Origin of the sequence: Salipiger sp. PrR007 (assembly GCF_010499845.1) — a bacterium.
Classification (GTDB): Bacteria; Pseudomonadota; Alphaproteobacteria; order Rhodobacterales; family Rhodobacteraceae; genus Salipiger; species Salipiger pacificus_A.
This window is the reverse complement of sequence record NZ_JAAGOZ010000048.1, coordinates 1-18,126: the sequence shown is the minus strand read 5'-3', so window position 1 is coordinate 18,126 and position 18,126 is coordinate 1. Positions and strand designations below refer to the sequence as shown.

Annotated in this window: 20 protein-coding genes and 1 pseudogene; 5 read left to right on the top strand and 16 right to left on the bottom strand. The window is 67.8% G+C overall.

Features of this window, described 5'->3' with window-relative positions:
* Positions 1 to 288: 288 nt before the first annotated feature.
* A complete protein-coding gene (locus G0Q01_RS18910) occupies positions 289 to 1,449 on the bottom strand; it encodes an ABC transporter substrate-binding protein (protein WP_164197217.1) in 1,161 nt (386 codons plus the stop codon).
* Complete coding sequence (locus G0Q01_RS18905; RefSeq protein WP_203595090.1) at positions 1,439 to 2,338, bottom strand: PQQ-dependent catabolism-associated beta-propeller protein; 900 nt, start codon at positions 2,336 to 2,338, stop codon at positions 1,439 to 1,441. The genes G0Q01_RS18910 and G0Q01_RS18905 overlap by 11 nt, the downstream gene beginning before the upstream one ends.
* A gap of 207 nt (positions 2,339 to 2,545) precedes the next feature.
* On the opposite strand from G0Q01_RS18905, the gene G0Q01_RS18900 reads away from it, so the two are divergent.
* On the top strand, positions 2,546 to 4,246 hold the full coding sequence (locus G0Q01_RS18900) for a PQQ-binding-like beta-propeller repeat protein (protein WP_203595089.1): 1,701 nt from the start codon (positions 2,546 to 2,548) through the stop codon (positions 4,244 to 4,246).
* Positions 4,247 to 4,314: 68 nt separating this feature from the next.
* A complete protein-coding gene (locus G0Q01_RS18895) occupies positions 4,315 to 4,899 on the top strand; it encodes a cytochrome c4 (protein WP_164197214.1) in 585 nt (194 codons plus the stop codon).
* Positions 4,900 to 4,905: 6 nt separating this feature from the next.
* Here the strand turns inward: G0Q01_RS18895 and G0Q01_RS18890 are convergent, their stop codons facing one another.
* The 7 genes from G0Q01_RS18890 to G0Q01_RS18860 all read right to left on the bottom strand — a co-directional run bounded on the left by G0Q01_RS18890 (position 4,906) and on the right by G0Q01_RS18860 (position 10,608).
* Positions 4,906 to 5,817, bottom strand: coding sequence for an ankyrin repeat domain-containing protein (locus tag G0Q01_RS18890; RefSeq protein WP_164197213.1), 912 nt, complete (start codon positions 5,815 to 5,817; stop codon positions 4,906 to 4,908).
* Positions 5,814 to 6,227, bottom strand: a complete 414-nt coding sequence (locus G0Q01_RS18885; RefSeq protein WP_164197212.1) for a hypothetical protein — start codon at positions 6,225 to 6,227, stop codon at positions 5,814 to 5,816. The genes G0Q01_RS18890 and G0Q01_RS18885 overlap by 4 nt, the downstream gene beginning before the upstream one ends.
* A gap of 88 nt (positions 6,228 to 6,315) precedes the next feature.
* Entirely contained in the window at positions 6,316 to 6,744 is a 429-nt protein-coding gene (locus G0Q01_RS18880; RefSeq protein ID WP_164197211.1) for a hypothetical protein, read from the bottom strand.
* A 16-nt stretch (positions 6,745 to 6,760) separates the two neighbouring features.
* The gene (locus G0Q01_RS18875) at positions 6,761 to 7,432 is read right to left on the bottom strand and encodes an ABC transporter ATP-binding protein (RefSeq protein WP_164197210.1); all 672 of its coding nucleotides are present in this window, start codon (positions 7,430 to 7,432) and stop codon (positions 6,761 to 6,763) included.
* The gene (locus G0Q01_RS18870; protein ID WP_164197209.1) at positions 7,429 to 8,394 is read right to left on the bottom strand and encodes an ABC transporter substrate-binding protein; all 966 of its coding nucleotides are present in this window, start codon (positions 8,392 to 8,394) and stop codon (positions 7,429 to 7,431) included. Before G0Q01_RS18870 ends, G0Q01_RS18875 begins: the two co-directional genes overlap by 4 nt.
* Positions 8,395 to 8,416: 22 nt before the next feature.
* Positions 8,417 to 9,388, bottom strand: a complete 972-nt coding sequence (locus tag G0Q01_RS18865) for a YVTN family beta-propeller repeat protein (RefSeq protein ID WP_164197208.1) — start codon at positions 9,386 to 9,388, stop codon at positions 8,417 to 8,419.
* An 8-nt stretch (positions 9,389 to 9,396) separates the two neighbouring features.
* A complete protein-coding gene (locus G0Q01_RS18860; RefSeq protein WP_164197218.1) occupies positions 9,397 to 10,608 on the bottom strand; it encodes an ABC transporter substrate-binding protein in 1,212 nt (403 codons plus the stop codon).
* 141 nt (positions 10,609 to 10,749) lie between these two features.
* On the opposite strand from G0Q01_RS18860, the gene G0Q01_RS18855 reads away from it, so the two are divergent.
* The 3 genes from G0Q01_RS18855 to G0Q01_RS18845 are packed head-to-tail and all read left to right on the top strand — an operon-like array spanning position 10,750 to position 12,714.
* Positions 10,750 to 11,241, top strand: coding sequence for a DUF3280 domain-containing protein (locus G0Q01_RS18855; protein ID WP_164197207.1), 492 nt, complete (start codon positions 10,750 to 10,752; stop codon positions 11,239 to 11,241).
* Positions 11,238 to 11,789: an SRPBCC family protein gene (locus tag G0Q01_RS18850; RefSeq protein ID WP_164197206.1), complete on the top strand. Its 552-nt coding sequence runs from the start codon at positions 11,238 to 11,240 to the stop codon at positions 11,787 to 11,789. Before G0Q01_RS18855 ends, G0Q01_RS18850 begins: the two co-directional genes overlap by 4 nt.
* Complete coding sequence (locus tag G0Q01_RS18845; protein ID WP_164197205.1) at positions 11,752 to 12,714, top strand: YncE family protein; 963 nt, start codon at positions 11,752 to 11,754, stop codon at positions 12,712 to 12,714. The genes G0Q01_RS18850 and G0Q01_RS18845 overlap by 38 nt, the downstream gene beginning before the upstream one ends.
* Positions 12,715 to 12,723: 9 nt before the next feature.
* Here G0Q01_RS18845 and G0Q01_RS18840 read toward each other — a convergent pair whose 3' ends face one another.
* From G0Q01_RS18840 to G0Q01_RS18810, 7 genes and pseudogenes are all read right to left on the bottom strand, one after another.
* Positions 12,724 to 13,266, bottom strand: coding sequence for a PQQ-dependent catabolism-associated CXXCW motif protein (locus G0Q01_RS18840; RefSeq protein ID WP_164197204.1), 543 nt, complete (start codon positions 13,264 to 13,266; stop codon positions 12,724 to 12,726).
* Entirely contained in the window at positions 13,266 to 14,120 is an 855-nt protein-coding gene (locus tag G0Q01_RS18835) for a substrate-binding domain-containing protein (RefSeq protein ID WP_164197203.1), read from the bottom strand. The genes G0Q01_RS18840 and G0Q01_RS18835 overlap by 1 nt, the downstream gene beginning before the upstream one ends.
* Positions 14,104 to 14,637 carry a c-type cytochrome, methanol metabolism-related gene (locus tag G0Q01_RS18830; RefSeq protein ID WP_164213734.1) on the bottom strand — a complete coding sequence of 178 codons (534 nt, stop codon included), beginning with the start codon at positions 14,635 to 14,637 and terminating at the stop codon, positions 14,104 to 14,106. Before G0Q01_RS18830 ends, G0Q01_RS18835 begins: the two co-directional genes overlap by 17 nt.
* Before the next feature lie 90 nt (positions 14,638 to 14,727).
* Entirely contained in the window at positions 14,728 to 16,530 is a 1,803-nt protein-coding gene (locus tag G0Q01_RS18825; RefSeq protein WP_164197201.1) for a methanol/ethanol family PQQ-dependent dehydrogenase, read from the bottom strand.
* A 148-nt stretch (positions 16,531 to 16,678) separates the two neighbouring features.
* Complete coding sequence (locus tag G0Q01_RS18820; protein ID WP_164197200.1) at positions 16,679 to 17,068, bottom strand: cytochrome c family protein; 390 nt, start codon at positions 17,066 to 17,068, stop codon at positions 16,679 to 16,681.
* 27 nt (positions 17,069 to 17,095) lie between these two features.
* On the bottom strand, positions 17,096 to 17,920 hold the full coding sequence (fghA, locus tag G0Q01_RS18815; protein WP_164197199.1) for an S-formylglutathione hydrolase: 825 nt from the start codon (positions 17,918 to 17,920) through the stop codon (positions 17,096 to 17,098).
* 2 nt (positions 17,921 to 17,922) lie between these two features.
* Positions 17,923 to 18,126, bottom strand: a pseudogene (locus G0Q01_RS18810) (S-(hydroxymethyl)glutathione dehydrogenase); the annotation flags it as partial.

Here is an 18,126-nt window from a genome sequence, read left to right as displayed (position 1 = left end):
CCGGTGAGGGGCCTTTTACGGATACCCCCCGGGGCCTGCAAGCGGATTTTTCCGAAGAGACGGAAGTTTTTGCGAGTTTCTTCCAAAAACTAGCAATATCAAAATGTTACTGGACTATTTTCGGTATGGAGGGCCGCTTTCGCTGCCTTCGCCTGGGTCGAGACCGATGTCCTCAACCATATCTTGTGGTCCGATCGTCATCGGTAACAACGATGAGGGGAGTGTGCGGCAGACTCGCCTTCCTTTGCGCCCGAGGCATCGACCCATCGCTGCCTCCGATCGAGTCTTTCAGCGCGCGCAGGCGCTTTCAGTACGGTCCTGGCCGAGCGTGTCGAGCGTGTCGGTCTCATGGGCGAACCCCTCGACCGGGGCCACCGCGATGACCGCATTCGAGGTGGCCAGAAGCAGCGGCTGCCGCATCTGCCCGTTCCAGGGCCGGAAGTTGCCGCGCACCCCCTTGTAGAGATCCACCGACAGATCCGGCGCTCGCAGCGCCGCGCGCAGCTCCTCCCGCCCGGCGGAGCCGGCCTGCACCGCCGCCTCGGCGAGCGCTTTCACCGCGGCCCAGGCCGCCCAGTCCTCCGAGGACATGTCGCGCCCCGCGAGACGGCGGAAGCGCTGGTTGAGCTGCGGGGCGCCGTAGCGCTCGAAGGTCCAGTGCCAGGCGCGCGGCACCAGCCCCTCGGAGCCGACGACCGGGCGCGGCGCGTAGGTGGCATAGGGCAGGACGCGGCCGAAGTCGCCCAGATCATCCACCAGCCAGACCACGTCGTAGCGCGCATCCCCGGTCAGCAGGGCGATATTGCTGCGCGCGCGCTGGCGCGGATCGTTGCTCAGTTCGAAGGCGCGTTCGGCCACGATCCGCAGCCCGAACTTGGCCGCCGAGCCCCGTGCCGCGCGCAGCTGGTCCTCGTCGGCCGGCGTCGTGCCGTGCACCAAGAGCACCTCGGTCCAGTTGCGCGCCCTCAGGTATTGCGCCAGCGCGTCGCTCAGCATCGAGTCCGAGGGCATCGTGTGCAGCAGGTTGGCCGCGCAGCCCTCGCGGCGCCAGCGGTCGCCGCGGTCGCGGATGTTCACGAAGAGCGTCTCCGGCGCGGCCGCGCGGAGCGCCGCCGCCATGTCCTCGGGCGGCAGATCCATGAGAATCGCCACGGGCCGGCTCTCCTCGATTGCCGCCAGCGCCTGCGGCAGGTCCTCGGCCGCGGCGGTCACCTCCGCGAGCTCGAAGCCGAGTCCCAGCGCCCGCCCCAGCACGCGGGTGTCGCGCAACCCCAGGTGCAGCCCCTCCAGCGGGCGGTGGTGGTCGCGCAGCGACAGGCCGGTGTAGAGCGGCTGCGGCGCGTAATAGGGATCCGCCGCGAGGCCGAGGTAGACAAGCCGCACCGCCTCCTGTGCCGCCAGCGGGCCCGAGAGCAGAAGCAGCAGCAGCAGCAGCGCCCTAGCGATCATCGATGAGAATGTCATAGGGCACGCGGCCGACCGGGATCGAGGTCAGCGCCCTGAGGCTGCGGGTGTCGATCACCGTGACATCGTCCGACAGGCCATTGGCCACGTAGAGCCGCGACTGGTCCGCGGTCAGCGCCAGCCCCCAGGCACGGCTGCCAACCAGGATGTAGTCGATCACCTTGCGCTTCGGCACGTCCACCACCGCCACGTGATTGGCCCGCCCGAGCGCCACGTAAGCGCGCTGCCCGTCGGCGGAGATCTCGAGATCCACCGGCGTCACCTGCTCGGCGCGGAACCCCGTGGGCAGGAAGGGAACGTCGCCGACCAGCTTCAGCGTCTCGACGTCGATGATGTCGACGATGCCGGCGAGCTCCGCCGAGACCCAAAGCTCCTTGCCATCGGGGGTCAGCGCGAAGCGGCGGGGCCGCGTGTCGACGAGGATGTCGGCGATCACCGCCTCCGCCTCCAGATCGATCACATGCACGAGATTGGCGGCCTCTGAGGCGACGAAGACCAGCCGCCCGTCGGGGGTGACCTGCACCCCCTCGGGCTCCTCGCCGGTGAGATATTCCGCCAAAAGCTCGCCGGTCTCGATGTCGATGACCGAGGCCGTGGCGTCCTCCTCGTTCGACACGATCAGCCGCCGCCCGTCGGGGTGCAGATCGAAGGTCTCGGGGGCGGGGACGCCGCGGATGCGCCCGGTGAGCTCGAGCGAGGCGGTGTCGTAGATGGCGATCGTGTCGTCATCGGCGCAGCCTACGTAGAACGACGCATGATCGGCGCTGAAATGCACGCCGCGCGGGCGGGCACAGGTCTCGATGGTGCGCACCAGTTTCAGGTCGGGCGAGAGAATGCTCAGCGTGTCGCCGCGCTCATCCGAGACAATCGCCATTCCGGTCGCCCTGCCCGTTCCCATACCCGGTTCCCTTCCCGACTGGGCGCAGACCGGCCCCGCCACCGCGGCGAGGAACGCGGCCCGAATGAGCAAACTGGGGATCGAACTCGGCCGCATGAGACTGTGCTATTTTTCTAAACACATTTGGTTTACCCTACGTAAGCTAACAAAGATCTACAACGCAAACCTTGGGAGGATATGGTTATGCGTGATTGGTCGACACTCGCCGCCAGTTGCCTGGCGGCGCTGATTGCCTCTGGCTCCGCACATGCTCAAGACGAAACCTCGGCGAGCACGCTTTACGGCGACTTGCAGTCGGTGACGCAAAGCATGCTTTCGAGGGCCGCGGGCGACGGCAACAACTTTCTGCACACCAACGGCAACTACGCGCAGACGCGCTACTACCCCGCAAGCCAGATCAATACCGGCAATGTCCGGAGCCTGCGCCCGGCGTGGATTTTCCAGACCGACATCGTCGATTCGATGGAAACCTCGCCGATCGTGGTGAACGGGGTGATGTACATCACCACCGCCTTCAACGAGGTCTACGCGCTTGACGCGCGGACCGGGGCGCAGATCTGGCACCACAAGCACTCGATGGGCCCGGTCACCACCTATTGTTGCGGGCCCAACAACCGCGGCGTGGCGGTCGCCGGCGACAAGGTCTTCATGGGCACGCTGGATGCCAAGCTGGTCGCGCTCGACGCCAAGACCGGCAAGCAGCTCTGGGAGACGCAGATCGCCGACGCCGAGCTCGGCTATTCCGAGACCATGGCGCCCTCTGTGGTCGAGAACATGGTGCTGATCGGCACGAACGGCGGCGAATACGGCATCCGCGGCTTCGTGAAGGCCTTCGACACCGAAACCGGAGAGCTGATCTGGACCTTCAACACCGTGCCCGAAGATTCGGTCGGGGTCTGGGCGACGCATGACGCCACCGGCCGCGACATGCACCGCGACATCGAGGCCGAGAAAGCCGCGCTCGAAAGCATGGGCGATCCCTACGAGACGCTGGGCGGCGGCGTCTGGCAGAACCCTGCGGTCGATCTCGCCGAACGGCGCATCTACTTCGTGGTGGGCAACCCCTCGCCCGACCTCGACGGCAGCCTGCGCCCGGGCGACAACCTCTATACCGACAGTCTCGTGTCGGTGGATCTCGATACCGGCGAGTACATCTGCCACTTCCAATACATCGCGCATGACGTCTGGGACCTCGACGCGGTCTCGCCGCCGATCATCACCACGGTGAGGGATGACGCGGGCAACGAGGTGAAGGGCATCCTGCACGGCGGCAAGACCGGCCATGTCTACGTGCACAAGGCCGACGATTGTTCGCTGATCCGCTTCTCCGAGGCGATGGTCCCGCAAGAAGACATGTGGACCCTGCCCACCGCCGAGGGGGCGCGGATGCTACCCGGCGCCAATGGCGGCGTCGAGTGGTCGCCCATGGCAATCGATCCCGACCTGCATCTGACCTACGCGATCAACCTGCACCAGCCGATGACCTACACGGTGCGCTCGACCCCCTACCCCGAGGGCAAGATCTGGCTCGGCGGCTCTTTCGACGTGATCCCCGACGAAGCGCAATGGGGCAATATCACCGCGGTGGACTACAACACCGGCGACATCGCCTGGCAGGTGCGCACTGCAGAGCCGATGATCGGCGGGGTGCTGGCCACCGCCGGCGGGCTCGTCTTCACCGGCGAGGGCAACGGGCTCTTCAAGGCGTATGACAGCTCCAATGGCGGCGAGCTCTGGCGCTTCCAGGCCGGGGCGGGCGTCAACGCCCCGCCATCGAGCTACACGGTCGAGGGCCAGCAGTACATCGTCGTCGCCGCGGGCGGGAACTCCCAGCTCAACTACAAGCGCGGCAACAACATCATCGCCTTCACGCTTGCCGACTGAGGCAAGGCGCAGGTGCTGACATCGGGGCGGGCTCCGGGTCCGCCCCCATTCTTCAGGGAGACCCCATCATGACATTGCGCTCCGCGCGGCTGCTCGTGCTCCTGGCCGCCACGGCCCTCGCCCCCCCCGCCAGCGCCAAGGACGGCTTCGTGCTCGACGACGAGGTGGCGATCTGCACCGGCTGCCATGGCGAGGACGGCGTCCCGGTCGACCCGGACTACCCGGCGATCTGGGGCCAGCAGTATTTCTACATCTACACACAGCTGCGCGATTACGCCGCCGGGCGCCGCGAGAACGAGATCATGACCGGCATCGCCGCCGACTACGACAAGGACCAGGCCAAGCAGCTCGCCGAGCATTTTGCCGCGCAGACCTGGCCCGCGATCCCCTCGCAGGCCCAGGACGGCGACGAGGCGCTCGCAAACACGGCCTTCACCGCCGGCCAGTGCAGCGCCTGTCACGGAAAGTGGCAGGGCGACAGCCGCATTCCCCGGCTGGCCGGTCAGCAGGCGGGCTACCTGTCGAAGACCATGCACGACTTCAAGAACGAGGTGCGGATGAATGCGCCCGACATGGCCAACCTCATGAAGCAATACGACGCGCCGACGATCGAGGCGATGTCGCGCTACCTCGCCAGCCTCGTGATCCGCTAGCCCGGCTCAGCGCCCGAGCAGGGCGGCGATCTCGCTCCCGGCGGCAAGGTCGGCCGCGCGCTTGCCCTGCCCGTCGCGCCGCTCGGGATCGGCCCCCGCGTCCAGCAGGAAAGCCACCATCTGCGCGTGGCCGCGCTCGGCGGCGATCATCAGCGCGGTGCGCCCCCGGTCGTCCTGCCGGTCGATCCGCGCGCCCGCCGCCAGCAGAACCCGCGCGGTCTCGACCCCGTCCGGCGCAGGCGCGTCATTGGCATGGCCCGCCGCCCACATCAGCGCGGTCAGATCGTGGCCCCACACCCGGTCGGCCTCGGCTCCCGCTTCCAGAAGCGCCGCGACAATGCCGGCAAAGGCCCGGCCGGCCGCATAGGTCAGCGCCCCCTTGCCGCGACGGTCCTCGGCCTTTGGATCGCCCCCGGCGTCGAGCAGCATCGAAAGCATCCGTGCATCGCCATCGAAGGCCGCCGCCATCACCGGCGTCACCCCCTCGCGGCTGGCAAGGTTCACCTCCGCCCCGGCCTCGATGAGCTGCGCCACCATGCGCCGCCGCCCCTCCTGCACGGCGCCGAGCAGGGGGGTGACGCCGCCGAGGGTGGCATGGTCGATATCCGCCCCCCGCGCCAGCAGCTCCGCCGCGATCTCGCGCGCGCCGCGCGCCGCGGCGATGTTGAGGGGGGTTCCGCCGACCCTGTTGCGCGCCTCGACCGAGGCGCCCTGCTGCAAGAGCCGGCGAGCGGTCTCGGGACAGTCGAGCGCCGCCGCCTCGAACAGCGCCTCGTTCAGAACGCGCCCCTCGAGCGCGGCGCGGGATTGCGACAGGCGGGTCTCGAGCGCGCTGCAGACCGGCGCGGCGGGCTGGGCAAGGGCCCCGCTCCCGCCGAGCATCAGCAGCACGAGCCCCAGCCCCGCCGCCCGCCTCATTTCACCACCATCACGCCGCGGAAGCCCTGGGTGTCGAGCCCCTCTATGTGGAAGGGGTACTCACCGGGCCGCTGCGGAATGAACCAGATGTCGATCTCGCCCGCATCGTCGAATTCCACGGCGTGCAGCCCGTAGGGCTTCACCTCCCTGTCCTCGATCACGACCTGATCGATCCAGCTCTCGCGGAACAGCTCCGGGGCGAGCAGCTTGTACTCCTCGAGCCCGTCGCTCTCGATGCGCCAGCGATAGTAGACCCCGGTCTCGATCTCGTAGCGGGTGACCGAGAACCCCTCGGCGGCACGCAGCGCCAAGGGCTCCAGACGTTCGGCGCGGCGCGTGGGATCCTCCGCCTGCGCGGTGCCCGCGAGCATCGCGAGGGCGATCGCAAGAAGACCAAGCCTGCCCGTCATTCCACGCCCTCCCGCAAGATGCGGAAAACCTAGCATCGGCACGGCGGGCAGGCAAATTGCACCGCCCGCCCTTTACTCAACCAAAGGGTTACTGGATGGTGATTTCGACGCGCTGGCTCTCGCCGGTGGAGCCGGGGATTTTCAGGTGATATTGCCCCGGCTTGATGGCGAGAAACTCGATCTCCATCTCGCCGGCCTGATCGAACTCGACGCTCTCGAGCCCGTAGGGCCGGATCTCGAGCCCGTTCACCACCACCTCGTTGACCCAGATCGCGCGGAAGAAGCCCGGCCCTTCGAGGCCCAGCTCGCCCGAGCCGTCGGCGATGATTTCCAGCTCGTAGACCATGCCCGACTTCAGCGTGATCGGCCCCTCGGCCAGCGGTTTGCCGACCGAAAGGGTGATCTCGGGCATTTCCTCGGAGTTCTCGTGCGACAGGATGCCGGCAAAGCCGTACTCATGCGCAGCCGCGGGCAGCGCCAGCGCGACGAGCGCGGCGGCGATCAGGGTGGGTTTCATGGTCGGATCTCCTCCTTCAGACCAGATGCGGGGTCAGTGTGGCGGGCTGACCCTGCAGGTGCAGGATGCGGCTGGCCAATCGTTCGGCTTCGATGCGGGCGTGGGTGACGAAGAGCACCGCCGGGCGCAGCTCGGTGATCAGCTCCTCTGTGAGCGCCAGCATCGCTTCGGCAAGCTCGGGATCGAGCGAGACGAAGGGTTCGTCCATCACCAGCATGTCGAGCCGCCCGGCAAAGGCCCGCGCCAGCGCGAGGCGACGCTGCTGCCCGAGCGAAAGGCTGCGCGGGTAGGCATCGTGGCGCCCCTTCAGCCCGACCCGGTCGAGCGCCGCGCGGGCATCCCCCTCGCTCAGCTCGGGGTGCACCAGCGTCAGGTTCTGCAGGGCGCTGCGCCAGGGCATCAGCGTCGGCTCCTGAAAGACCATGGCCATATGCGTGGGGCGGGTGATCTCGCCCTCGAACTCGGGGTCGAGCCCGGCGACGATGCGCAGCAGGGTCGACTTGCCGATGCCCGACGGTCCCAGCAGCGCCACGGTCTCGCCGCGCGAGACGGTGAAATGCACATTACACAGCACCTCGGTCCCGCCGAAACACTTCGAGCGGATCTCGACGCGCACCGCACCCGGGTCAGCGAGCTTGGGGTGCAGAGGCACGACGCGCCCGTCCTCGGGTCGGATGTTCGGGCTCATTGCACCTCCGCGAAGAGCCCGTCCGGCACGTGGTCCGCCTGCCCCACCAGCTCGGCACCGCCAAGCTCGGCCATCAGCGACAAGAGCTTGTCCGCCGCCGCGGCATCCACCGGCCCGCGCTGCGGCACCCCGGCCAGCCAGTCGCCGCGAAGCTGCTCGAACTGCGCGTCGCTCGCGGCGTTCATCTGCGGGCGCAGCGCCTCCCAGGCGGCGGCATCCTCGGCCAGCAGCGCCTTGGCGTCGCGGCTCGCCTCGTAGAAGGCCTGCGCCAGTCCCTCGTGGTCGGCAAGGAAGCCTTGCTTGAAGTAATACCCCAGCAGCGGCACGTCGGGATCGAGCCCAAGCGCCTCTGCGGCACGCTCCACCGAGATCAGCTCGCGCATCCCCGCCGCCTTCATCTTGGCAAGGAAGTGCCAGAAGTTGATCGCCCCGGCGTAGTCCCCCGAAAGCCCGGACTTGAAGATCAGCGGCGGCGCGCCGAAGACCTGCTCGGTCTCGGCCTTCAGGTCCATGCCGTACTCCTGGCTCGCGTAGGCGCGCAGGATCAGCCACGACTTGTCGAGCGGCCCGCCGGCGATGCCGATCTTGCCGCCCCTGAGATCGGCCAGCGTCTCGGCGTCCGAGCCGCCCGGCACGAGCAGCCCGCCCACCGCGCGGGAATAGGGGATCACCACGTAGTCCTTGCCCTCGGCGCGCTGGCGGGCGACCCAGATCCAGTCGGCCACCGCCATGTCCGCCTCGCCGCCCTCGACCGCGATGCGGGTGGCGCCATTGTCGGCATAGGGCACCATCTCGAGCTTGAAGCCATGCGCGGTGTCGAAGCCGTTCGCGGTGATCGTCTCCAGCTCCCAGTTCACCGTGCCGATTTTCAGCACCGCGGCGCGGACCACCGGCAGGTCCTGCGCGGCGGCCGGAAGCGCGGCGGCACAGCCCAGCACCAGCGCGGTCAGAAATCCCTTCATCAGCCTCGTCTCCCCTTGCCGTTCAGTTCGGCGTGATCGCCACGCCCCAGGGCTGTTGCCCCACCTGGACCGACTTGATCGCCTTTTCCGCGGCCACGTCGATCACCGTGATGTCGTTGGAATTGCCGTTGGTGGTCACCAGGAACTCCTCGCCGGGGGTAAAGGCCATTTGCCAGACCCGCTGCCCCACCATGATATAGTCCACAACCTCGAGGCTTGTCCCGTCAATCACCGCCACGCGGTTGGCGGGCCCCAATGCCACGAAGATGCGACTGCCGTCCGAGGTCGCCCTGATCCCCACAGGTTGCAGCCACTCGGGCAGCACACCGGGCACCTCGAAGCCGATCTTCTGCTTCAGCGTCGGCGTGCCGTCTTCGGCGATATCGATGACGCTGACCGTGCCGCCGATCTCGGCGCTGACGAAAAGCCGCGCGCCGTCGGCGGTGTATTCGGCGTAGCGCGGGCGCTGGTCGACGAGGATATTGTGCTTGATCTTGTAATCCTCGGTCGAGATGAAATGCGCCATGTTCGTGGTTTCCGAGGTGTTCACCACCCACTTGTGGTCGGGCGAGATCGCCATCCCCTCGGGCTCGACCCCCACCGGCACCTCGGCAAGGATGGAATGGGTCTGCGTGTCGGTCACCGTGACGAGGTTGTCATCCTCATTGGCGATGTAGAGCGGGCTGCCCGAGCGATCGAGCACGAAGAGCTCCGGGTCCGGCCCGGAGGGCAGCGTGTAAAGCTCCTCGTAGGTCTCGGTATCGAAAACCCGCACCGTGTCGTCATCCGAGGCGCAGACATACAAGAGCTTTCCGTCGGGCGAGAGGGTGATGCCGCGCGGCCGGTTGCCGCCCTCGAACTCGGTGATCACCTCCCAGCTTTCGGTGTCGAGCACGGTGATCGTATTGCCGCGCTCGTTCGAGACAAAGGCCTTTCCGGCCAGAGCGCCCGAAGCGGCAAGGCAGAGCGCGGTGGAGAGCATGAGAGATTTCATCGGAGTCCTCATTGGAAGGCCGTGCAGCTCGACTCGGGACGGTCGAGCCCCAGCGTGTCGAGCGGCGAGACCTGGTGCAGGAAGCCCTCTTGCGGGCTGACGCTGACGGTGATGCGGTCGTCATAGAGCAGGATCGGCTGGCGCAGCTGGCCGTTCCAGTCGCGGAAGGTCACCTTCTGCCCCTTGAAGGCAGCCAGTTCGAAGGCGTCCGACAGGATATACTTCTCCAGCTCGGCGGGATCGTTGCTGCCGGTGCGGGTCACCGCCTCGCCGAGCACGCGCAGCGCCAGCCAGGTGTTGTAATCCTCTTCGGTCACATGGCGGCGGGCGAGCTTCTCGAAGCGGGTCTGAAACTGCGTCGCGCCCCAGGCCTCATGGGCGCCGTGCATGGTCACGGGGCGCAGCCCGGCGCTGCCCATGACCGGGCGCGGTGTCCAGAGGTGATAGGGCAGGTAGGCGGCGAAATAGTCGGTGGCGTCGGCGGCGATGACGAGGTCATGCTCCTTGGTGCGCTGCAGGAAGGTCGGCAGCTGGCGCTGCACCATCGCATGGCCGGTGTCGGTGCGCCGCGCCCCGCCGGTGTCCTCGAACTCGCGCTCTTCGACGATCCTGGCGCCGAACTTCGTGGCGGCGCGGCGGTAGGCCTCGGCCAGCGCCCGGTCCTCGGGGTTGGAGCCGCTCACCAGCAGCCAGCGCGGCCATTTCTTCCAGACGGCGAATTGCGCGATGGCGTCGGCCTTCATCGCAAAGGACGGCGCGATGTGCAGAAGGTTCGCCCGGCACTCGGCGCCGCGCAGCGCCATGTCGGGCGCCGAGGCATTGAGCACCAGCGCCCCCATCTCCGCCGCGCGATCGGCGAGCGCCAGCAGGTCGCCGGCCTGCGCATCCACCACCACGTAGCGGATGCCCTTCGCCAGCATCTCGTCGAGCGCCGCCAAGGCCCCCTCGGGCGGGGTGGCGGCGCTTTCGGTCTCGTAGGTGTGGCCAAGGAAGGCGCCGGTGGTCGCATTGTCCTCGTCCGCCAGCACCGCCCCGGCAAAATCGAGATCCTCGGGCCGGGCGTCGTAGCGCGAGATCGGCAGCAGCGCCGGGTAATCCACCCGCAGCACGCCCGCACGGACTTCCACCGCCCGGGCCGCCGGGGCGGTGAGGCAGGCGGCGACGCCAAGCGCAGCCGCGGCCAGCAGCGGGACAAAACTCTTCGGCACGTTCTCCTCCATGCCCGCGTTCATCCGTCGGGCCCCATGTCCACTCTGCCCCTCCCGGGGCGAAGCGGTGAACCGATACTTTCGGTTCGGTTGCGAGACACAGGGTAACGGCGGCACGATTGTCGGCGACTCTTAATTTCTAAGAAGGCAGCGATGCTTACCCGCCCCCTCCTGCTCGCGCTGATGCTCTGCTCCCCCGCCGTCGCGGGCGAGAAGGTGGCTTTCTTCGGCATCACCTTCCTCGACAGCTCGCTGCAGACCGCCGAACTTGGCCAGGACCCGGCCGAGCTGGCCCGCATCACCCTGCTCGAAGAGATGGTGCGCGCGCGGTTCGCCGACGAAGGCTACGAGCTGCTGGACCTCGGCCCCGTCGCCGAGGAGCTGGACCGCATCGTCAACCCCGCCAAGTGCTACGGCTGCGACACCCGCATGGCCGCCAAGCTCGGGGCCGATTACGCGCTCGTCGGAGAGGTTCAGAAAGTCTCGAACCTGATCCTGTCGATGAACCTGCAACTGCGCGACGTGGAAAGCGGCCAGACGGTCAAGGGACGGGTCGTCGATATCCGCTCGAACACGGATGAAAGCTGGCGCCGGGGCATGGACTACATCCTGCGCACGGGGATTTTTAGGGAGGAGACCAGATGAAAAGACGCAACCTGCTGCTCGCGGGGGCCGCGCTGGCGCTGATGCCCGCCGCGGCCATGGCGCACGGGCCGACCCGGCAGAAGGTCACGGTGACCGCCGATGTCGCCGCCGAGCCCGCCGAGGTCTGGGGAGCGATCGGCGATTTCCAGGACATGAGCTGGCACCCCGCCGTGGTCTCGCAGGAGGGCACCGGCGGCAACGAGATCGACGCCACGCGCGCGCTCTATCTGTCGGACCAGGGCGCCTCGGGGCCGAGGATCGACGAGGTGCTCTACAAGTACAGCGCCGAGAAGATGTCCTACAGCTACCGGATCACCGATGTCGCGGTCGAGGTGCTGCCGGTGACCAACTACTCCTCGCATCTGACGGTGCTCCCGCGCGAAGGTGGCGGCTCCACGGTCGAATGGCGCGGCGCCTTCTACCGCGGCTATCCCAACAACGACCCGCCCCCCGAGCTGAACGACGAGGCCGCCATCGCCGCGGTCACCGGCGTCTACCAGGCCGGGCTCGATGCGCTGGTCGAGCGGTTCGGTGCGCCGGGCTCCTGAGCTGGCGCTCGCCGCGCTGCTGACCGTCGCCGCGGGCTCCGCGGCGGCGGACCTTGCCTTCGTGACCTGCCAGAACGGCGATGCGCTCTCGGTGCTCGACCTCGAGACCGGCGCCGAGACCGCCCGCTGGAGCGTTCCCGGCAAGCCCGCGGGGGTGGCGGTGGGCCCGGATGGCACGGTCTACACCGTGGCCCCGGACGCCAGGACCGTGCGCCGCCATGGGCCAGGGGGCACGGTGCTGGCCAAGGCGGTGCTGGACGGCGGCCCGATGGGCGCCGCGCTGGACGCGGATCGGTCGCGCCTTTACGTGTCGGACTGGTACAACGCCCGGCTCTGGGTGCTCGAGACCGAAACGCTGAAGGTCATCACCGAGCTGCCCGCCGGTGCCGCCCCCGCCGGGCTGGCGCTGTCGCCCGACGGCGCGCTGCTCGCCGCCGCCGAGCGCGATGCCGACCGGGTGAGCCTCTATGATGCCGAAACCATGACGCTTGCCCGCAGGGTGCCGGTGGGCACGCGGCCTTTCGGGCTTGGCTTCGCCCCCGACGGGCGGCTTTTCGTCGGCAATGTCGGCAGCAACGATGTGACGGTGATCGACCCCACCTCGGGGGCGCGGCTGGCGACCCTCGCCGTCGGCGACCGGCCCTACGGCGTCGCCTTCGCCGCCGGGCGGGCCTTTGTCAGCAACCAGTATGCCGGGACGGTCAGCGTGATCGCGCTCGACACGCTGGAACCGCTCGCCGAACTCGCGGTGGGCGACTACCCCGAGGGCATCGCCGCCACCTCGGACGGGCGTATCGCCGTGGCCAACTGGTTCGACAACACGCTCAGCCTGATCGACGCGCGATCGCTCGAGGTGGTCGCCGAATTGGACACCGCCGACGGCCCGCGCGCCTTCGGCGCCTTCATCCTCGCAACCGGTGACTGACCGCCCCGGTCACTGCCGCGGCGAGACCCTCTCGAGCGGGTATCCCGCCGCGGCCCACCCGTCTGTCCCCACGGGCAGCCAGGAAACCGACGCGTAGCCATAGCTCAGCGCCCGCTTTGCCGCGTTCCAACTCATCCAGCAGTCGGCGAGGCAGAAAAACACCAGCGGATGCGCAAGATCGCCGCCGCTGGCCGCCGCGAGCCCCGCGCGCAGATAGGCCTCCTCCGACGCGCCGAGCGCGCCGTAGCCGGTGTTGGGAAGCCAGATCGCCCCGGGAATGCTGTCGCGCGGCTTGTCGCGCCAGACCGTGCCCTCGGGCAGCGCGTCCGGCTTCGGGGGGCGCGGCAGCACGTCGATGAAAACCGCCGCGCCTGTCTCCCAGAGCCGATGCGCCTGCGCGATATCGACCACCGTGCCGCCGTCCAGAGAGGCGGGCACCGGCGCGCGGTACTCCTCCATCCGGTAGCCCTCGGGCTCGGGCACCTGCGCGAGCGCCGGACCGCAAAGGACCAGCGCCGCCAGCGCCAGCCAGACGCGTCCCGGCCCCGACATCACTGCCCCACGTCCAAGGCCCGCGCGCCCATGTCGTCGAGCAGCGGCACCCCGGCCTCGGTCAAAAGCGCGTCGATCTCGGACTGGTTGCGGCGGATCAGCGAGTTGAGCTGGCGCTGCCAGACCTTCTCGCCCTGCCGCACCCCCATGGTGATCCGGTAAAAGAGCTTCGGCGCCCCGGCCTCGTTTATCAGCGGCGTCACCTTCAGACCCGGATGGTCGCGCTTGACCAGCGGCCCGCCGATCGGCCCCCAGAGCACCGCGGCATCGATCTCGCCCGCGGCGAGATCGTCGAGCATGTCGCTGGCGGGGCTTTCGACCCGCCGGTCAACGACCAGCGCATAGGGCCGTGCCTTGCCGATCAGCCCGTGCCGCGCCATGTGGGTGGCGGGCGGCGAGCCGGCGATCACCCCCAGCTTGCGCCCCTGCAGCGCCGGGTCCGACAGCGTGGTGACCCCGGCAAGGGGGCCATCCTCGGGCACCACCAGAACGTAGGCCGAGGTCATGTAGTGGTTGGTGTTCAGCACCAGCTCGTGGCCCTGCGCATAGCCCATCACCACGTCGCACCTGCCGGCCTTCAGCGTCTGACGGATAAAGCCCGTGGCCATCGGAAACCACGTGTAGCTCACCGGCCGCCCGAGCTTTTCGGCAAAGAGCTCGGCGAGCCGGTTCTCGTAACCCGAGCCATCCTTCATCGACATGGGATCGGCGGCGGGATCGGCGCAGACCCGCAAGGCACTCTTGGAGACGAGGTCGGAGGTCTGCGCCTGCCCCGAGCCCGCCGCGCCGGCGACAAGCAGCGCCAGCGCCGCGACCCGCAGGCCGGCCCGTGCGGGCTCAGCCCATGCAGGCATCTTCCATCTCTGTGAAGGTTTCACTCTTGGCCTCCTTCTTCGCCGGGCGGCCGCGCCCGATGGCCCCGGACCCATGCGCCTTGAGATAGGTGTAGATGTCGTCGAGATAGCACATGACATTGGGGTTGGTGCCGAAGGCGGGCATCACCGAGTTCTCGGAGGCGCCGACCTTCTTGCGGCCGTTCACCACGGTGTCGACGAAATCGTAGTAATCCATGTTGATCGCCGAGTTCTTCAGCGCCGGCGCGTAGGTCGATCCCTCGCCGTCCGGGCCGTGGCAGACGTGGCACTCGGCGTGGTAGCGGCGGAAGCCCGAGAAGGTCGGCCAGTCCACGGTGCCGTCCTCGGCGACGTTGAACGTCGGAACGCCGTCCGCGGTGTAGTAGCGACCGCCTTCCTCGTAATCCACCGCGATATTCGGGTCCTCCATGGAGACGTTGGCGGCGCTCAGCGCGCCCGCGAACGGAAGGCCCGCGAGCAGGCCGGCGGCGGTCAGGAGGGTGAGCTTTCGGGTCATGGCATATACGTCCTGGAGATCTCTGTGAGATGTTCTTGCGAAATGCGCCGGCGGGATGCGTTTCCCGCCGGCGCCTCGGGTCGCTGCGGATCAATCCGGGAGCGCAAAGACCGTCAGCTGACCGCCGAGCGCGGTGTAGTCGGACAGGGCCGCATAACCGCCCACGGCACCGAGACCATCGTTCGGGTTGGTCAGACCGGCCGCGAGACCGATGCCGGCCCAGCCTCCGACACCCGACAGGATGCCGATGTACTGCTTGCCGTCATGCTCGTAGGTCATCACGTTGCCGATGATCCCCGAGGGGGTCTTGAAGCGATAGAGCTCGTCGCCCGTCTCGGAATCGACCGCCTTCAGGTAGCCCTCGAGCGTGCCGTAGAAGACGATGTCCCCCGCGGTGGCCAGAGCGCCCGACCAGACCGAGAACTGCTCGGGCAGCGACCACTTGATCTCGCCGTTGATGTTGTCCCAGGCGATGAAGTTGCCCATGCCGCCGTGGCTTTCCGGCGCCGGGTACATCGCCAGCGTCGCCCCGACATAGGGCTGACCGGCGGTGTAGCTCACCCGGAACGGCTCGTAGTCCATGCAGACGTGGTTGGTCGGCACGTAGAAGAGTTGCGTCTTGGGCGAATAGGACGCCGGCTGCTGGTCCTTGGAGCCAAGCGCCGCCGGGCAGATGCCGGTCGAGTTGACGTCCTCGCCGTTCTGCTCGGTGGAATACTCGGCGACCACCGCCGGACGGCCATAGGTGTCCGAGTTCGGATCCATGTCGACGCCGGTGGTCCAGTTCACCGCCGGGTCGTACTTCTCGGCCACCAGCAGCTCGCCGGTCAGCCGGTCCATGGTATAGCCGATGCCGTTCCGGTCGAAGTGGGTCAGCAGCTTGCGCGGCTCGCCGTTGAAGTCCTGGTCGGTGAGGATCATCTCGTTGACGCCGTCATAGTCCCATTCGTCATGGGGCGTCATCTGGTAGACCCACTTGGCCATGCCGTCGTCGGGGTCGCGCGCCATGATGGTCATCGACCAGCGGTTGTCGCCCGGGCGCTGCGCCGGGTTCCAGGTCGAGGGGTTGCCGGTGCCGTAGTAGATCAGGTCGGCCTCGGGATCATAGGAATACCAGCCCCAGGTGGTGCCGCCGCCGATCATCCACTGGTCGCCCTCCCAGGTGTTGGTCCCCGAGTCCGCACCCACCGGCTCTCCGAGGTGAGTGGTGTTCTCGGGATCCATCAGGATCTCTTCGTCCGGGCCCATCGACCAGGCGCGCCATTCCTGCTCGCCGGTCTCCATGTTGTAGGCGGTGACATGGCCGCGCACACCGAACTCGCCGCCCGAGATGCCGACGATGATCTTGTCCTTGACCGGCAGCACCGTGGCGGTGTTGGTCTCGCCCTTCGAGGCGTCGCCGTTCATCACCTCCCATTTCACCTCGCCGGTCTCGGCGTCGAGCGCCACGACCTTGGTGTCGGCCTGGTGCAGGAAGATCTTGCCATCGGCATAGGCCACGCCGCGGTTCACCGTGTCGCAGCACATCACCGGGATCACGTCCGGATCCTGCTTGGGCTCGTAGCGCCACTTGATCCGGCCCTGGTCATTCAGGTCGAGCGCATAGACGATGTTGGGGAACGGGGTGTGCACGTACATCGTGTCCCCGACAACGAGCGGCGAGCCCTCGTGGCCGCGCAGCACGCCGGTCGAGAAGGTCCAGGCGACCTGCAGGTCGCCGACGTTCTCCTTGTTGATCTTGTCCAGCTCGGAATAGCGCTGGTTGGCATAGTCGCCGGTCTGGATCGCCCATTGGCTCGGGTTGTCCATCTGCGACATCAGATCGTCGTTTGCCATCGCCATGGATGCGGCACAAAGCAGCGCGCCAGACGATAGAAGCAGCCGTCTCTTCATCTTTCCTTCTCCCTTGGATTTACGGCGTTGCCGCCGCGTGGCCCCGTCCCGGCCGCCTTTCGGCATCACGTGAAGACCGTGTCGGGTCATCCGGATCCGGCGCTCCTTCTCCTCCCGCCGAACCCGAAAATCTAAATGCGTGCGATGATCAGCTCTCCCCGCCAAAACTCGCGAGATAGGCGATCACGTCGGCGCGCTCGTCTTCCTTGCGCAGTCCCGGAAAGGACATCTTGGTGCCCTTGGCGAAATCGCGCGGCTTTTCGAGAAAGGCCGCGAGCTCCTCGGGCGTCCATGTCCCGTCGGCGGCGGCAAGCTCCTTGAGCGCGTCGGAATAGTCGAAGTCTTCCACGGAGGCGATCTCGCGTCCCACGATGCCGGTCAGCACCGGGCCGACGCGGTTCTCCGCCCCCTCGCCCACCATGTGGCAGGCCTGGCACTTGCGAAACACCTTCTCGCCCTTCGCCGCGTCCCCCTCGGCGAGGGCCATCCCCGACGACAGGGCCAGAATAAGTCCGGCTGCGAGCGTTCCTTGATACATGCCTTGTCTCCTCTGCTGGGCCCGCACTCAGGCAAGCCGGGCTGCGTGCCAGGCGACGTGGTCGCCGGCAAACGAATTCACGAAGAAATACGAATGGTCGTAGCCGGGCTGCATCCGCAGTACCCCCGGCTGACGCCGTCTTGTCATCGCCTCGGCCAGCGCCTCGGGCTGCAAGAGCTCAAGGAACTGGTCCGAGGCGCCCTGGTCGACCAGGATATCCTCCTTCCAGCCGCGCTCCTCCATCAGCAGCGTCGAGTCGTGCGCCGCCCAGCAGCCCTCGTCGTCGCCGAGATAGGCCGAGAGCTGCTTGCGCCCCCAGTCCGAGCGCGTGGGATGCGAGATCGGTGAAAACGCCGAGAGGCTGTCGTAGAGATGCGGGTTGCGCATCGCCAGCGTCAGCGCCCCGTGCCCGCCCATGGAATGGCCGGTGATGCCGTGCCGCGCGCCGATGCCGCCGATGCCGGCGACGATCTCGCGCAGCTCCTGCGTCACGTAGTCGTACATCCGGTAATGCGGCTTCCACGGGTCGCGCTTGGCGTTGACGTAGAACCCCGCCCCCTGCCCCAGGTCGTAGGCGTCATCGTCGGCCACCTCCGGCCCGCGCGGGCTGGTGTCGGGAAAGACCAGCGCCAGCCCGTGCAGCGCCGCGTGCTCCTGGAAGCCGCCCTTGGTCATGGCGTTCTCATGGGTGCAGGTCAGCCCCGAGAGGTACCACAGCACCGGCACCGGCCCGTGCTCCGCCTGCGGCGGCAGGTAGACCGCGAAGGTCATGTCGCAGCCGCAGGCCTCCGAGGCATGCCGGTAGACGGTCTGCCTGCCGTCGAAGCTCCGGTTTTCCGCCAGCACCTCCATGTTCAGTATTCCACCACCGCGCGGATCGACTTGCCCTCGTGCATGAGATCAAAGCCGTGGTTGATCTCGTCCAGCTTCAGTTTGTGGGTGATCATCGGGTCGATCTCGATCTTGCCGTCCATGTACCAGTCGACGAACTTCGGCACGTCGGTGCGGCCCTTGGCGCCGCCGAAGGCGGTGCCCTTCCACACCCGGCCGGTGACCAG

Excerpts from the sequence above, each read along its gene's own strand:
- G0Q01_RS18910 (WP_164197217.1), bottom strand. The coding sequence starts at position 1,449 with ATGATCGCTAGGGCGCTGCTGCTGCTGCTGCTTCTGCTCTCGGGCCCG.
- G0Q01_RS18905 (WP_203595090.1), bottom strand. The coding sequence starts at position 2,338 with ATGGCGATTGTCTCGGATGAGCGCGGCGACACGCTGAGCATTCTCTCG.
- G0Q01_RS18900 (WP_203595089.1), top strand. The coding sequence starts at position 2,546 with ATGCGTGATTGGTCGACACTCGCCGCCAGTTGCCTGGCGGCGCTGATT.
- G0Q01_RS18895 (WP_164197214.1), top strand. The coding sequence starts at position 4,315 with ATGACATTGCGCTCCGCGCGGCTGCTCGTGCTCCTGGCCGCCACGGCC.
- G0Q01_RS18890 (WP_164197213.1), bottom strand. The coding sequence starts at position 5,817 with ATGAGGCGGGCGGCGGGGCTGGGGCTCGTGCTGCTGATGCTCGGCGGG.
- G0Q01_RS18885 (WP_164197212.1), bottom strand. The coding sequence starts at position 6,227 with ATGACGGGCAGGCTTGGTCTTCTTGCGATCGCCCTCGCGATGCTCGCG.
- G0Q01_RS18880 (WP_164197211.1), bottom strand. The coding sequence starts at position 6,744 with ATGAAACCCACCCTGATCGCCGCCGCGCTCGTCGCGCTGGCGCTGCCC.
- G0Q01_RS18875 (WP_164197210.1), bottom strand. The coding sequence starts at position 7,432 with ATGAGCCCGAACATCCGACCCGAGGACGGGCGCGTCGTGCCTCTGCAC.
- G0Q01_RS18870 (WP_164197209.1), bottom strand. The coding sequence starts at position 8,394 with ATGAAGGGATTTCTGACCGCGCTGGTGCTGGGCTGTGCCGCCGCGCTT.
- G0Q01_RS18865 (WP_164197208.1), bottom strand. The coding sequence starts at position 9,388 with ATGAAATCTCTCATGCTCTCCACCGCGCTCTGCCTTGCCGCTTCGGGC.
- G0Q01_RS18860 (WP_164197218.1), bottom strand. The coding sequence starts at position 10,608 with ATGGAGGAGAACGTGCCGAAGAGTTTTGTCCCGCTGCTGGCCGCGGCT.
- G0Q01_RS18855 (WP_164197207.1), top strand. The coding sequence starts at position 10,750 with ATGCTTACCCGCCCCCTCCTGCTCGCGCTGATGCTCTGCTCCCCCGCC.
- G0Q01_RS18850 (WP_164197206.1), top strand. The coding sequence starts at position 11,238 with ATGAAAAGACGCAACCTGCTGCTCGCGGGGGCCGCGCTGGCGCTGATG.
- G0Q01_RS18845 (WP_164197205.1), top strand. The coding sequence starts at position 11,752 with ATGCGCTGGTCGAGCGGTTCGGTGCGCCGGGCTCCTGAGCTGGCGCTC.
- G0Q01_RS18840 (WP_164197204.1), bottom strand. The coding sequence starts at position 13,266 with ATGTCGGGGCCGGGACGCGTCTGGCTGGCGCTGGCGGCGCTGGTCCTT.
- G0Q01_RS18835 (WP_164197203.1), bottom strand. The coding sequence starts at position 14,120 with ATGCCTGCATGGGCTGAGCCCGCACGGGCCGGCCTGCGGGTCGCGGCG.
- G0Q01_RS18830 (WP_164213734.1), bottom strand. The coding sequence starts at position 14,637 with ATGACCCGAAAGCTCACCCTCCTGACCGCCGCCGGCCTGCTCGCGGGC.
- G0Q01_RS18825 (WP_164197201.1), bottom strand. The coding sequence starts at position 16,530 with ATGAAGAGACGGCTGCTTCTATCGTCTGGCGCGCTGCTTTGTGCCGCA.
- G0Q01_RS18820 (WP_164197200.1), bottom strand. The coding sequence starts at position 17,068 with ATGTATCAAGGAACGCTCGCAGCCGGACTTATTCTGGCCCTGTCGTCG.
- fghA (WP_164197199.1), bottom strand. The coding sequence starts at position 17,920 with ATGGAGGTGCTGGCGGAAAACCGGAGCTTCGACGGCAGGCAGACCGTC.